Raw genomic sequence first — 13,849 nt, forward strand, 5'->3', positions numbered from 1 at the left:
GGCATTTCTGCGGACGATGTCGGTCAGATTGCCGTCCGCGGGGACCTCGTACAGGGCCGGAAGGCTGAACTCGCGCAAGACTGCTGCTCCTACATAGGGCGCCGGCGCCACGACGTTGTGCGATGCGACGGTGCGGTCCAAGATCGGGCAGGTGCTCCGTGGAAATGGGGGGAAAGGCGGCTGGAGCACTACTGGACTGCCCGGACGTTACCCATGGGTATGGCGTGTTCGATAGGGGGTCCGGGCCAGATGTTCGGTGCGTCACACGTGGTTGTGGTCTGAACCGCACAGTACGCCACGCCATTCCCGACTCGTAAGTAACCGCAGGTCCGCCCCCTTCTCGATGCCTCTACCCACGTTTGCCCGCTCGTTCTAGGGTGATCGGCATGTCGGATTTCCGGGTCAACGTGGTCAGTGACGTGCATGGCAACACAAAGGATCTCGCCCGCGCGGGCGAGGGAGCCGACGCGCTCGTCTGTCTCGGTGATCTGGTCCTCTTTCTCGACTACGCGGACCACTCGCGCGGTATCTTCCCCGACCTCTTCGGCAAGGAGAACGCCGACCGCCTGGTCGAGCTGCGCACCGCCCGCCGATTCGACGAGGCCAGGGACTTCGGCGCCCGGCTGTGGGCGGGGGTGGACCGCCGCTCCGCCATCGAGGGAGCGGTGCGCAAGCAGTACGCCGAGATGTTCGCCGCCTTTCCCACGCCGACGTACGCGACGTACGGCAATGTCGACATGCCGGCCCTCTGGCCCGAGTACGCGGGCCCCGGCACCACCGTCCTCGACGGCGGGCGTGCCGAGATCGGCGGCCGGGTCTTCGGGTTCGTCGGCGGCGGCCTCCGTACCCCCATGCGGACGCCCTACGAGATCAGCGACGAGGAGTACGCGGCCAAGATCGAGGCCGTCGGCGAGGTCGACGTGCTCTGCACGCACATCCCGCCGGACGTCCCCGAGCTCGTGTACGACACCGTCGCGCGCCGCTTCGAGAGGGGCAGCCGTGCCCTCCTCGCCGCCATTCACAAGACCCGCCCGAGGTACGCACTTTTCGGCCACGTCCACCAGCCGCTGACCCCGCGTATGAGGATCGGGACGACGGAGTGTGTGAACGTGGGGCACTTCGCGAGCTCGGGCAGGCCGTGGGCCCTGGAGTGGTGACCGTGGGCCACCCCATGCGCGGTAGCCTTCACGCGTCACACACGTACGCACACCAAGCCCCCCGTACCGGACCGCATCTGGAGGAGCCACAGCGATGGCGGAACACACCAGCTCGAGCATCACGATCGAGGCGGCACCGGCCGAGGTGATGGGGGTGATCGCCGACTTCGCCCGTTACCCGGACTGGACGGGCGAGGTGAAGGAGGCCCAGGTGCTCGACACCGACGACCAGGGCCGCGCCAAGCAGGTCCGCCTCGTCATGGACGCGGGCGCGATCAAGGACGACCAGACGCTCGGGTACACCTGGACCGGCGAGAACGAGGTCAGCTGGACCCTCGTCAAGTCGCAGATGCTGCGCTCCCTCGACGGGTCGTACCTCCTCAAGCCTTCGGGGACCGGCACGGAGGTCACGTACAAGCTGATCGTCGACGTCAAGATCCCCATGCTCGGGATGATCAAGCGCAAGGCGGAGAAGGTCATCATCGACCGGGCGCTCGCGGGCTTGAAGAAGCGGGTGGAGTCGGGCCCGAAGGCCTGACACCGCAGAGTGCCCGGGCGGGCGCCCACGCCGGCTCCCGTACCGTTCACTCTTATGCGCACCCTCCTCGTCACCGGCCCCGGCGGCTCAGGCCGAACCACTGTCGCCGCGGCCACGGCGCTGTCCGCGGCACGCGAGGGGCACCGCGCCCTGCTGATCTCGGCCGACCGCGTCGAGGCCCTCGGCGTGGAACACGCGAACCTGACCGTCCGCGGTCTCAGCCCCGGCGACGAGTTCCGTGACGACCTCATGGCCCTGCAGAAGCGCGCGGGCTCCGCGCTCGACCTGCTCGGTGCCGGACGCCTCGAAGCCGAGGAGCTCACCCCGCTGCCCGGCAGCGATGAACTGGCCCTGCTGCGCGCCCTGCGCGACGCGGGCCAGGGCGCGTACGACACCGTGGTGGTGGACCTGCCCCCGGTGCGCCGCGCCCTCGCGGTCCTCGCGCTCCCCGAGCAACTGCGCCGCTACCTCCGCAGGCTCCTGCCGCCCGAGCGACAGGCGGCCCGCGCCCTGCGGCCCATGCTCGGCCGCATGGCGGGCGTCCCGATGCCCGCCGCCTGGCTGTACGAGACCGCGGCCCGCTGGGACACCGAACTCGCCGCCGCGCAGGCCGTGATCGAGGACCCGGGCACGACGGTCCGCCTGGTCGCCGAGCCGGGCCCCGCGGGCGCCGACGCCCTGCGCGGCGCCGCCACCGGCCTCGCCCTCCAGGGCCTGCGCACCGACTGCGTGACCGCCAACCGCGTCCTGCCCGACGACACCGCCGACACCTGGTTCGCCGCGCTCATCGCCCAGCAGGGCAAGACACTGACCGAGTGGGAGGAGACGTACGGCGAGAGCCTCGTGCTCCTCCGGCACCTGGGACGCGACCCGCGTGGCACCGACGATCTCGCCGACCTCGGCGTGCCCGCCCCCGCCGCGGCCCCGGCCCCCGTGAAGTGGCCCGTCTTCGACGCCCTCGCCGAGGACGGCGTACTGGTCTGGCACATCCCGCTCCCCGGAGCCGTGCGCGAAGAACTCGGACTGATCAGACGCGGCGACGAACTGGTCGTCAGCGCGGGCCCGTTCCGGCGCATCGTCACGCTGCCCTCCGCCCTGCGCCGCTGCACCGTCGCCGGTGCCGGACTGCGCGAGGGCGAGCTGCGGGTGCGGTTCGCGCCCGACCCCGATCTGTGGCCGCAGACACGGTGAACGCGCAACCGCCGTTCGGGTAACGTCGAGAGTACGAATCCATCCGCCTCCGCAGGAGTCTGTCCGTCATGAGCGATGCCACCGAGCGCGAAGTGCCCGAACCCGAAGCGGCCGCCACCGACGCCGACGCGTGGGAGAGGGCGTGCGCCGAGGACCTCGCGGCGGAGAAGGCCCGGCGCCGGGCCCAGTACGGGCCGCCGCCCGGATCGGCGGCCGAGGAGCTGCGCAAACTCGTCGACGCCGTCTCGGAGAAGCTGTCGGGGCTCCAGACGCCGTTGCTCGGCGCGGTCGCGCAGGGCGCCGTCGAGCAGACCGTGAAGCAGGTCGTCCAGCAGGCGAAGGCGGCCGTCGAGCCCGTCATCGAGCGCAACCCCGACGTCTTCGACCACCTCGCCGCCGCCGGTGGCGAACTGCTCGCCGCCTACCGCTCCGCGGTCGAGGGCCAGGAGGGCCGCTGGACCCGCGGGAGCGACGCGGCGAAGGGCCCCGACCCGCGTGACGAGGGCCCCGGTCCCGCGGAACACATCGACTTGGACTGAGCCCCCCTCGGGTACGGTTGGCCGTAGCGGGGCTCGACCGAAACTGAGGGACACATGGGACTCACCATCGGCGTCGATATCGGCGGCACGAAGATCGCGGCCGGAGTGGTCGACGAAGAGGGCACCATTCTCGACACCCACACGGTGCCCACTCCGCCGACCGCCGAAGGCATCGTGGACGCGATCTGTGCCGCCGTCTCCGGCGCCGGCAAGGGGAACGACGTGGAGGCCGTCGGCATCGGCGCCGCCGGTTACGTGGACGACAAGCGCGCCACCGTTCTCTTCGCACCGAACATCGACTGGCGCCACGAGCCGCTGAAGGACAAGGTCGAGCAGCGGGTCGGCATGCCGGTCGTCGTGGAGAACGACGCGAACGCCGCAGCCTGGGGCGAGTACCGCTTCGGCGCGGGCCAGGGCCACGAGGACGTCATCGTCATCACGCTCGGCACGGGCCTCGGCGGCGGCATCATCATCGGCAACAAGCTGCGGCGCGGACGCTTCGGCGTGGCCGCCGAGTTCGGGCACATCCGTGTGGTGCCCGACGGTCTGCTGTGCGGCTGCGGCAGCCAGGGCTGCTGGGAGCAGTACGCATCCGGCCGTGCCCTTCTGCGTTACGGACAGCAGCGCGCCAACGCGACCCCGGAGGCGGCGGACATCCTGCTCGGCCTGGGCGACGGCACCGTGGAAGGCATCGAGGGCAAGCACATCAGCGAGGCGGCCCGGCAGGGCGACCCCGTCGCCGTCGACTCCTACCGCGAGCTGGCCCGCTGGGTCGGCGCGGGCCTCGCTGACCTGGCCTCGCTCTTCGACCCCTCCGCGTTCATCGTGGGCGGCGGCCTCTCCGACGAGGGCGAGCTGGTGCTCGACCCGATCCGCAAGTCGTTCAGGCGGTGGCTCATCGGTGGGCAGTGGCGTCCGCACGCGCAGGTGCTCGCGGCGCAGCTGGGCAACAAGGCGGGGATGGTGGGCGCGGCCGACCTGGCCCGCCAGGGTTAGTCGCCCGTTGACTTCCCGCTGATTTCCCGCTGCTCTTCTCGCTGATGTCGACCGAGGCCCGCTGTCCCCTCCGGGGGCGGCGGGCCTCGTCGTGGCGGCACCCTCGCACCGCGTATCTTGATCTCCATGGTGACGCTTCCCAACTCCAGGACCGAGGGCGACGGTTCAGCCGTGGTCCGGGTGCTCAGCTACAACATCCGGTCCATGCGGGACGACACCGACGCGCTCGCCCGGGTCATCGCAGCCTGCGAGCCCGACCTCGTACTCCTCCAGGAAGCGCCCCGCTTCTTCCGGTGGCGCAAGAAGCTGGCGCGGCTGGCCCGCGCCGCCGATCTGGTGCTGCTCTCGGGCGGGGCCACCGCGTCCGGGCCCGCGCTGCTCTGCTCGCTGCGGGCCACCGTCGAGCGGACCGAGGACGTGCTGCTCCCGCTGACGCCAGGACTGCACCGGCGCGGCTTCGCGACCGCTGTCGTGCGGTTCGGCGGCGCCAGGATCGGCGTCCTGAGCTGCCACTTGAGCCTGCAGAGCGACGAGCGGTACGCACAGGGCGGGATGCTGCTCGACCGGCTCGCCGGGATGGGCGTGGAGCACGCCGTCGCGGGCGGTGACCTCAACGACCGGCCCACGGGCCGTACGTTCCGCAGGCTCGCCTCTCAGCTGCGGGACTGCTGGGCCACCGCGCCCTGGGGCGGCGAGAACACCTCGACGCCGTGGGACCCGCATCAGCGCATCGACGCGATCTTCGCCACCCCGGGGGTCGAAATCCTCGGCTGCGGTGTGCCGTTGGAGCTCGACGGGGTGAGCGAGGCGGATCTGCGGGCGGCCACCGACCATCTGCCGGTGCTCGCCGCCCTCAGGATTCCCGCGGCTCAGGAGAGCGCGCGCGCCCAGCGGCCCTAGACCACCGCGCCGCGGCCCGGATCCTCGTCCTCCTCGTCGTCGCCCTTCATCCGCGCCACCAGCGTGCCGAAGCCGCCGAGGAAGCCGCCGATGCTGAGCGTCGTGAGCCACCACGTCATCGGCCAGCCGAGCAGCACCGCGAGCAGAAGCAGCAGCGGTCCTCCCGTCACGGCGAGCCAGGCGAACTTCGCGGTGACGTCCGCGGCGGGCAGCGGCGGGGGCTCCGGCGGGACGAAGTGACCCTCGTCGTCCGCGTCGAGGTCGTCGTCGGACGGCTCGGGCGCCACGTGGTCACGCGGGCCGCCGCCCGCCACGCCGGGGGCGAAGGAGACGGAGCCGCCCAGCGTCTTCTTGGAGCCTGAGTCGTCGGGGTCGTCCGGGGCGGTGGGGTTCTTGGTCTTCTCGGAGCCCGATCCCGGAGTGCCGTTCGTCTCCGGTTCGAGCAGGGCCAGGTCCTCGACGGACTTGAACGGCTTGGCGCCCGGCGGGTCCGCCGGCTCCTGGCCGTACCCCGCGACGATCGCCTGCCAGGCCGCGTCCTCGTCGAGCGGCAGCCCCTGGGAGGGCTCGTCCCGCTTCTCGGGCTCGCGGCTCTCGTCGCCGTCGGGTTCGATTCGGTCCTGCTCAGCCACCGGTGGCCGTCCCTTCCTTACCGACACTGGGGGCGAGCCGGCCGATGAACGCGTAGCTCTCCTCGAAGATCCGGTCCGCATCATGGTCCAACGTCGCGACGTGGTAGCTCTGTTCCAGGAGGGTCTCGGTGACGTCCGTGGACGACACCCGGCTGAGGATCCTGGCCGAGTCGACCGGCGGCACCACGTGGTCCTGCGGGCTGTGCAGCAGGAGCAACGGCTGTGTCACCTGCGGCAGTTCACGGTCGAGGCGCTGGAAGAACCGGCGCATCGAGTGCGCCGCGTGCAGCGGAACCCGGTCGTAGCCGATCTCCAGCGAGCCCTCCAGGGCGATGTCGCTCGCGATGCCCTTCGTGGAGGGCACCAGATGCCGGGCGAGCGGCAGCGCGTGCGCCGCCAGGCCGTGCACCTTGTTCGCCGGGTTCACCAGAACGATGCCCCGCACCTCGTCGCCGTGCTTGGCCGCGAGCCGCAGCGTGAGCGCGCCGCCCATGGAGAGGCCGAAGACGAAGACGTCGGTGCACCGCTCCAGGAGCCCGCGCAGCTCGCGCTCCACCTCCGCGTACCAGTCCTGCCAGCCGGTGATCTGCATGTCCTCCCAGCGTGTGCCGTGCCCGGGAAGGAGCGGGAGCGAGACGGTCAGGCCACGGTCCGCGAGGTACTCGGCCCAGGGGCGCAGGGACTGCGGGGATCCGGTGAAGCCGTGACAGAGGAGGACGCCGACCTCGCCGCCCTCGTGGCGGTACGGCTCGGCTCCGGGGAGGACCGGCACTTCGGTCTCCTTCGTGAGATGTGGCTGCGTGTATTCGAGGAGTACTTCACCGTACGCGACCGGACTGACACCGACCAGGGCCGTCGGGCCCTTTGGGCTTACCGCGGGTTAAGGTCTGATCCACACATAACAGGAGGCACTCGGTTTGATCTACGGCGCAATGAAGGTCGCCATCGGAGGGCCGCTGAAGCTCGGCTTCAGGCCCTGGGTGGAAGGCCTTGAGAACGTACCCGCCGAAGGACCGGCCATCCTGGCGAGCAACCATCTCTCCTTCTCGGACTCCTTCTTCCTGCCCGCGGTCCTCGACCGCAAGGTCACCTTCATCGCGAAGGCGGAGTACTTCACGTCGCCGGGCGTGAAGGGCAAGCTCACGGCGGCCTTCTTCAAGGGCGTGGGCCAGCTGCCCGTGGACCGCTCCGGCGGACGCGGCGCGGGCGAGGCCGCCATCAAGAGCGGCATCGAGGTCCTGGAGCGCGGCGAGCTCTTCGGTATCTACCCGGAAGGCACGCGTTCGCCCGACGCGAGGCTCTACCGTGGCAAGCCGGGCGGCCTGGCGCGCGTGGCCCTCTCCACCGGGGCGCCCGTGCTCCCCGTGGCGATGATCGACACCGAGAAGATCCAGCCGCCCGGCAAGGTGATGCCGAAGCTGATGCGGCCCGGCATCAAGATCGGCAAGCCGCTCGACTTCAGCCGGTACCACGGCATGGAGCACGACCGGTTCATCCTGCGGGCGGTGACCGACGAGGTCATGTACGAGATCATGAAGCTTTCCGGCCAGGAGTACGTCGACGAGTACGCGACGGCGGCCAAGCGCCGCATCTCGGACGCGGCGAAGGCCGAGAAGGAAGCGGAGAAGAAGGCGGAGAAGGCAGCGGCGGCGGCCGAGAAGGAACGGTCCGGCGCGTAGGAGCGTCGCTGCCAGGGGGAGCCGAGTGCCAGGGGGAGCCGCGGGGCGCCCCAAGGGGTGGGGGACATGACCAAGCGCGTCCGTGTCATGAGGATGTCGGTCGAACAGCCGCTGTGGCGTGCGCTGACCGGCTACCGCGTACTGACGATGCTGTACGCGATCGGCCTCTTCGTGGCCGCGTACGAGAAGTTCGACCGCCCCTGGGTGGCCATCGGGTACTTCGCGGTGCTCGCCGGCTGGACCATCGGCACGCTGCCGAAGGTGGCCAACGCCGCGAGCTGCACCAAGCGGTTCCTGGTCACCGACCTGACCATCGCGATCGTCGGCATCCTGCTCACGCCGGTCGCCGACGCGCACCAGCGGATCGTCCACGACGGCCCGACGCTGCCCTCGATCTGGACGGCGGGCGCGGTGCTCGCGTTCGCGATCAAGGGCGGCTGGCGGTGGGCGGCCTTCGCGTCGGCACTCGTCGGCGCCGCCAACATCGCACAGCGCGGCAGGCCCACCCAGGACACGCTCCACAACGTCCTGCTCGTCTGCATCGCCTCCATCGCCATCGGGTACGTCGTCGAGGTGGCCCGCGCCTCCGAGCGCACCCTCGCCCGCGCCCTGGAGATCGAGGCCGCGACCCGCGAGCGGGAGCGCCTCGCCCGCGACATCCACGACAGCGTTCTCCAGGTCCTCGCGATGGTGCAGCGGCGCGGCAGCGCGCTCGGCGGCGAGGCCGCGGAGCTCGGCAGGATGGCGGGGGAGCAGGAGGTCGCGCTGCGCACGCTGGTGTCGTGCGGCCTGGTGCGGACGTCGCACGAGTCGGAGGACGCCTCCCTCGGGGCCGTCGTCCGCGCGGTGGAGGAACCCGACGACCCTGCGGCCGACGATGACGGCGAGCCCTGTGACCTGCGCTCACTCCTCTTCCCGTACGCGGGCGCGAAGGTGACCGTCTCGGAGCCTGGCGCGCCGGTGGGCCTCGCGCCGAGGGCCGCGCGGGAACTGGCCGCCGCGGTGGGCGCCGCCCTGGACAACGTCCACCGGCACGCGGGCCCGGACGCCGGTGCCTGGATCCTCGTCGAGGACGAGCCGGACTGCGTGATCGTGACGGTGCGGGACGACGGCCCCGGCATCCCCGAAGGCCGTCTCGCCGAGGCCGAGGGTGAGGGGCGGCTCGGTGTCGCCCTGTCGATCCGGGGGCGCCTGCGGGACATCGGTGGCACGGCCGAGCTGATCTCGGTGCCGGGCCAGGGCACGGAAGTGGAACTGAGGGTCCCGCGGGACTCACCGAACACAGCAGGCACACGGGGGAAGGCAGGAAAGGAACGATGAGCGAACAGCAGCAGCAGGAGGGCACCGTCCGGGTCATGGTCGTCGACGACCACCCGATGTGGCGGGACGCCGTCGCCCGCGACCTCGCGGAGGCCGGCTTCGACGTGGTCGCCACGGCGGGCGACGGCGAGCAGGCCGTGCGCCGCGCACAGGCCGTCGCGCCGGACGTCCTCGTACTCGATCTGAACCTGCCGCTGAAGCCGGGCGTCCAGGTCTGCAAGGAACTCGTCGGCGCCGACCCCGCCCTGCGCGTGCTCGTCCTCTCGGCGAGCGGTGAGCACGCCGACGTCCTGGAGGCGGTCAAGTCCGGCGCCACCGGATACCTCCTGAAGTCGTCCTCCACCGCCGAGCTGATCGACGCGGTGCGCCGCACGGCCGTCGGCGACACGGTCTTCACCCCGGGCCTCGCGGGTCTGGTCCTCGGCGAGTACCGCCGTCTGGCCTCCGATCCGGCGCCCGGCGCCCCGGACGAGCCGAAGGCCCCGCAGCTGACCGACCGCGAGACCGAGGTGCTCCGCCTTGTCGCCAAGGGACTGAGCTACAAGCAGATCGCCGAGCGCCTGGTCATCTCGCACCGCACCGTGCAGAACCACGTGCAGAACACCCTGGGCAAGCTCCAGTTGCACAACCGCGTGGAGCTCGTGCGGTACGCGATCGAGCGAGGTCTCGACGACGCGTGACCCTCGTATGAGTGAACCCGGGTGATCAACTCCCTTGTTCCGGCCAGGAATTGACCATCCGCACCGTCCCTGAGTGACCTGGATCACCATTAGCGTGACCCGCATACAGGTCACTGAGGGAAGGGACGTTTCCATGACGGCCAAGAAAATCGGAGTACTGACCGGAGGCGGCGACTGCCCCGGGCTCAACGCCGTCATCCGGGGCGTCGTCCGCAAGGGCGTGCAGGAGTACGGCTATGACTTCGTCGGCTTCCGGGACGGCTGGCGCGGTCCGCTGGAGGGCGACACCGTCCCGCTCGACATTCCGGCCGTGCGGGGCATCCTGCCCCGCGGCGGCACCATCCTCGGCTCCTCGCGCACCAACCCGCTCAAGGCGGAGAACGGCGTCCGCCGGATCAAGGAGAACCTCGCCAAGTACGAGGTCGAGTCCCTCATCGCGATCGGCGGCGAGGACACCCTCGGCGTCGCCGCGCGGCTCACCGACGAGTACGGCATCAACGTCGTCGGCGTACCGAAGACCATCGACAACGACCTGTCCGCCACGGACTACACCTTCGGCTTCGACACCGCGGTGGGGATCGCCACCGAGGCGATCGACCGGCTGCACACGACCGCCGAGTCGCACATGCGCGTCCTGGTCTGCGAGGTCATGGGGCGGCACGCCGGGTGGATCGCGCTGCACTCCGGGCTCGCCGGGGGCGCGAACGTCATCCTCATCCCCGAGCAGCGCTTCGACGTCGACCAGGTGTGTGCCTGGGTGACCTCACGGTTCAAGGCGTCGTACGCGCCGATCGTCGTCGTCGCCGAGGGCGCCATGCCCAAGGACGGCGAGATGGTCCTCAAGGACGGATCGCAGGACTCCTTCGGGCACGTGCGGCTCTCGGGTGTGGGGGAGTGGCTGGCCAAGGAGATCGAGGGGCGTACGGGGAAGGAGGCCCGGACGACCGTCCTCGGGCACATCCAGCGCGGCGGGACGCCCAGCGCGTTCGACCGGTGGCTCGCCACGCGCTTCGGCCTGCACGCGATCGAGGCCGTGCGGGACGGCGACTTCGGGAAGATGGTCGCCCTGCAGGGCACGGACATCGTGCGGGTCCCGATCGCCGAGGCGACGGCGAAGCTGAAGACGGTGGATCCGCAGCTGTACTCCGAGGTGGGGGTCTTCTTCGGCTGATCTTCGGCTGATCTTCGGCCGGGGGAGACGGCACCCGCGGGCTTCGGTCTCCGGGTGCCGTCCCACCGGGCGGTACATAGACTCCCCGCATGGAGATCCTCGCCTTCGGTGTGCAGGCCGACGAGCGGCCGCTGATCGAGAAGGCCTTCGCCGCGCACCACGACATCCGCTGCCTGGACGTCTTCCTCACCGAGGACACCGCCCCCATCGCCGCGGGCCACGAGATCGTCTCCACCAGCGTCAACGCCGACCTGGGCAGCCGCGTCCTGCAGACCCTCGCGGCGGGCGGGACGCAGATGATCGCCCAGCGTTCGACCGGGTTCAACAACATCGATCTCCAGGTCGCCGAGCGCCTCGGCTTCACCATCGCCCGCGTCTCGTCCTACTCGCCGTACTCCGTCGCCGAGTTCGCCTGGACCCTCGCGATGGCCGTCAACCGCCGCATCGTCCGCGCGAGCAACCGCACCCGCGACTTCGACTTCAGGCTCGACGGCCTGATGGGCCGGGATCTGCGCGGACGCACGGTCGGCGTGCTCGGCACCGGGAAGATCGGCGAGGCGTTCACGCGGATCGCGCACGGCTTCGGCATGCGGCTGCTCGGCTGGGACGTCGCCGAGAACCCCGCGTGCGCCGAGCTCTGCATGGAGTACGTCGCGAAGGAGCAGCTCTTCGCCGACGCCGACCTCATCAGCCTGCATGTCCCGCTGCTCCCCTCCACGCAGCACATCGTCGGCGCCGACGCGCTGCGGATGATGAAGGACGACGCGATCCTGGTGAACTCGAGCCGCGGCGGCCTGATCGACACCGACGCCCTGGTCCGCGAGCTGCGGGCCGGGCGGTTCACGGGCGTCGGACTCGATGTGTACGAGGCGGAGGCGGGCCTCTTCTTCCTCGACAAGTCCCTCGAGGTCGTCGAGGACGACACCCTGGCCCGCCTGGTGACGTTCCCGAACGTCGTGGTCACCTCGCACCAGGCGTACTACACCGCGGACGCCGTCGGGCAGATCATCGACACCACGGTGCGCAACGTCCTGGACTACAGGGAGGGCCGCCGCAGCGAGAACGTCCTGGTCCCGGCGCCCCTCACGGCTTAGCCGACCGCTGGACAAGCACCCCCGCGAGCAGCTCCCGTACGATCGCCGTCCCGCGCAGCGAGAGCACCGACTCCGGGTGGAACTGGACGCCGGCGAAACCCGGACCCCGCAGCGCGTGCACCTCTCCCGTGGCCGGGTCCCTGCTGACCTCGATGCCGTGCGCCGCGAGCTCCAGGGACGTCTCCTCGTCGCAGTGGGCCACGAAGCTGTTGTAGAAGCCGACCGTCTCCGGCCGTCCGAACAGGTCGATCCGCGTCTGGGCACCCTGGTAAGGGACCTCCTTGCGGACGATCTCCAGGCCCAGCTCGGCGGCCAGGAGCTCATGGCCGAGGCAGACGCCGAGAACGCCGTGGCGGTGATCGCGGATCACGTCGGCGGCCAGGGAACGCAGGAAGCTCATCTTCGGGTCGGCGGGGTCCGCGGGGTCGCCGGGGCCGGGGCCGAGGACCAGTGGGCCCTCGTGCTCGCGGACCGTCTCCCGCAGCCCCGGCTCGTCGAAGCGGCGTACGGAGACCGTGAGGCCCGACGAACGCAGCAGATGCGCCAGCATCGCCGTGAACGTGTCCTCGCCGTCGATCACCAGGGCGTGCCCAATCAGCTCGGCCGTCAGTTCCCGCATCCGCAGCCAGAACGGCGCGAGCCCGGCCCGCCGCCCGTCGAGCGCGGCCCGCACGCGCGGGTCGTCGGCGAGGGCGGGGCGTACGCGCTCGTCGCGGGGCCGTCCGGGGCGTACGCCGAGCGCGGCGAGCACGCCCGCCGCCTTCGCGTGCGTCTCGGCCACCTCGCCCGCCGGGTCGGAGCCGCGCACCAGCGTCGCGCCGACCGGGACCCGCAGCTCTCCGTCCGCCGAGATGTCGGCGGTGCGGATCAGGATGGGGGAGTCGAGGGTCTGCGCGCCGCCCGCGTCGCGGCCGATGAGGGCGAGGGCGCCCGCGTAGTAGCCGCGCCCGCCCGCTTCGTGCCGCTCGATGACGCGGCAGGCGTTCTGCACGGGCGAGCCGGTGACGGTCGCCGCGAACATCGTCTCCTTGAGGACCTCGCGCACGTCGAGCGACGACTTGCCCCGCAACTCGTACTCGGTGTGCGCGAGATGCGCCATCTCCTTCAGCCGAGGACCGACGACGACACCGCCCATGTCGCCGACGGTGCACATCATCTTGAGCTCCTCGTCGACGACCATCGACAGCTCCTCGGTCTCCTTGCCGTCGGCGAGGAAATCGAGCAGGTCGTCCGCCGTGGGGCCATCGGCCGGGTAGCGGTACGTCCCGCTGATCGGGTTCATGACGACCGTCCCGCCGGACATCCGCACGTGCACCTCGGGGCTCGCCCCGACAAGGGTCCGGTCCCCGGTGTGCACGACGTACGTCCAGTAGGCACCCCGCTCGCCCACGAGCAGCCTGCGGAAGAGCGCGAGGGCGTCCGCCCTGCCGAAGCCGGGGATCTCACCCTCGTACGTACGCCGGATGACGAAGTTCGCGCCCTCGCCGCGCCCGATCTCCTCGCGCAGGACCCGCCCGACGATCTCCCCGTACGCGGCGTCGTCGACGTCGAAGGCCCCGCCCTCGACGCGCACGTCATGGGTGGGCAGCGTCGACAGGGCCTCGGCGAGCGGGAGTCCGTACGTCTCGTCGGGGGTCAGGACCGCCAGCGGCGTGCCGTCGTCGCGTACGTCGAAGCCGCGCTCCCTGATCTGCCGGAAGGGGATCAGGGCGAGACCCTCGTCGGGAATGTCCGCGAGCCGGTCGTACGTGCCGACGGCGCCGACCAGGACCTCGACGGTGTCCTGGTCGTGGCCGGGCGTGCGGCGGCGGAGCACGGCGAAGGGGCGGTCGTCGCGCAGCAGGGCGGCGAGCCGGCTCGGGGTGTCTGGGGTGTCCGGTGCGTCCGGTGTGTTCACGGGTCTTGTTCCTTCTCACTCGGAGAGGAACGGCCCGGCCGGTCCCCGGACGCCG

Annotated in this window: 14 protein-coding genes; 11 read left to right on the forward strand and 3 right to left on the reverse strand. The window is 71.1% G+C overall.

Annotation, left to right across the window (positions count from 1 at the left end; all coding sequences use genetic code 11):
* Nucleotides 1-386: 386 nt before the first annotated feature.
* The 6 genes from ACFVXC_RS27190 (at nucleotide 387) to ACFVXC_RS27215 (ending at nucleotide 5,321) form a co-directional block, all read left to right on the forward strand.
* Nucleotides 387-1,157, forward strand: coding sequence for a metallophosphoesterase (locus ACFVXC_RS27190; RefSeq protein WP_389909863.1), 771 nt, complete (start codon nucleotides 387-389; stop codon nucleotides 1,155-1,157).
* A gap of 94 nt (nucleotides 1,158-1,251) precedes the next feature.
* A complete protein-coding gene (locus tag ACFVXC_RS27195) occupies nucleotides 1,252-1,695 on the forward strand; it encodes an SRPBCC family protein (RefSeq protein ID WP_389909866.1) in 444 nt (147 codons plus the stop codon).
* Nucleotides 1,696-1,749: 54 nt separating this feature from the next.
* Entirely contained in the window at nucleotides 1,750-2,886 is a 1,137-nt protein-coding gene (locus tag ACFVXC_RS27200) for an ArsA family ATPase (protein ID WP_389909869.1), read from the forward strand.
* 68 nt (nucleotides 2,887-2,954) lie between these two features.
* Entirely contained in the window at nucleotides 2,955-3,425 is a 471-nt protein-coding gene (locus ACFVXC_RS27205; RefSeq protein WP_389909872.1) for a DUF5304 domain-containing protein, read from the forward strand.
* Nucleotides 3,426-3,479: 54 nt separating this feature from the next.
* Entirely contained in the window at nucleotides 3,480-4,421 is a 942-nt protein-coding gene (locus ACFVXC_RS27210) for an ROK family glucokinase (RefSeq protein ID WP_389909874.1), read from the forward strand.
* Between the two features lie 126 nt (nucleotides 4,422-4,547).
* Nucleotides 4,548-5,321 (forward strand): endonuclease/exonuclease/phosphatase family protein, encoded by a 774-nt coding sequence (locus ACFVXC_RS27215; RefSeq protein ID WP_389909877.1) that lies wholly within the window; start codon nucleotides 4,548-4,550, stop codon nucleotides 5,319-5,321.
* Here the strand turns inward: ACFVXC_RS27215 and ACFVXC_RS27220 are convergent.
* Complete coding sequence (locus ACFVXC_RS27220; RefSeq protein ID WP_389910044.1) at nucleotides 5,318-6,034, reverse strand: hypothetical protein; 717 nt, start codon at nucleotides 6,032-6,034, stop codon at nucleotides 5,318-5,320. The genes ACFVXC_RS27215 and ACFVXC_RS27220 overlap by 4 nt on opposite strands.
* Nucleotides 5,946-6,725 carry an alpha/beta hydrolase gene (locus ACFVXC_RS27225; protein ID WP_389909880.1) on the reverse strand — a complete coding sequence of 260 codons (780 nt, stop codon included), beginning with the start codon at nucleotides 6,723-6,725 and terminating at the stop codon, nucleotides 5,946-5,948. The genes ACFVXC_RS27220 and ACFVXC_RS27225 overlap by 89 nt, the downstream gene beginning before the upstream one ends.
* Nucleotides 6,726-6,885: 160 nt before the next feature.
* On the opposite strand from ACFVXC_RS27225, the gene ACFVXC_RS27230 reads away from it, so the two are divergent.
* The 5 genes from ACFVXC_RS27230 (at nucleotide 6,886) to ACFVXC_RS27250 (ending at nucleotide 11,897) form a co-directional block, all read left to right on the forward strand.
* Complete coding sequence (locus ACFVXC_RS27230) at nucleotides 6,886-7,632, forward strand: lysophospholipid acyltransferase family protein (protein WP_389910046.1); 747 nt, start codon at nucleotides 6,886-6,888, stop codon at nucleotides 7,630-7,632.
* Between the two features lie 66 nt (nucleotides 7,633-7,698).
* On the forward strand, nucleotides 7,699-8,952 hold the full coding sequence (gene macS, locus ACFVXC_RS27235; RefSeq protein WP_389909883.1) for a MacS family sensor histidine kinase: 1,254 nt from the start codon (nucleotides 7,699-7,701) through the stop codon (nucleotides 8,950-8,952).
* Nucleotides 8,949-9,632, forward strand: coding sequence for a response regulator (locus tag ACFVXC_RS27240; RefSeq protein WP_389909886.1), 684 nt, complete (start codon nucleotides 8,949-8,951; stop codon nucleotides 9,630-9,632). The genes macS and ACFVXC_RS27240 overlap by 4 nt, the downstream gene beginning before the upstream one ends.
* A 133-nt stretch (nucleotides 9,633-9,765) precedes the next feature.
* Nucleotides 9,766-10,803, forward strand: coding sequence for a 6-phosphofructokinase (locus ACFVXC_RS27245; RefSeq protein WP_389909889.1), 1,038 nt, complete (start codon nucleotides 9,766-9,768; stop codon nucleotides 10,801-10,803).
* Nucleotides 10,804-10,892: 89 nt separating this feature from the next.
* Nucleotides 10,893-11,897 carry a 2-hydroxyacid dehydrogenase gene (locus ACFVXC_RS27250; RefSeq protein WP_389909891.1) on the forward strand — a complete coding sequence of 335 codons (1,005 nt, stop codon included), beginning with the start codon at nucleotides 10,893-10,895 and terminating at the stop codon, nucleotides 11,895-11,897.
* Here ACFVXC_RS27250 and ACFVXC_RS27255 read toward each other — a convergent pair.
* Nucleotides 11,887-13,794, reverse strand: coding sequence for an anthranilate synthase family protein (locus tag ACFVXC_RS27255; protein WP_389909894.1), 1,908 nt, complete (start codon nucleotides 13,792-13,794; stop codon nucleotides 11,887-11,889). The two genes, ACFVXC_RS27250 and ACFVXC_RS27255, sit on opposite strands and share 11 nt — an antisense overlap.
* Between the last annotated feature and the right edge of the window lie 55 nt (nucleotides 13,795-13,849).

Origin of the sequence: Streptomyces sp. NPDC058257 (assembly GCF_042881845.1) — a bacterium.
In the GTDB taxonomy this organism is placed as follows: Bacteria; Actinomycetota; Actinomycetes; order Streptomycetales; family Streptomycetaceae; genus Streptomyces.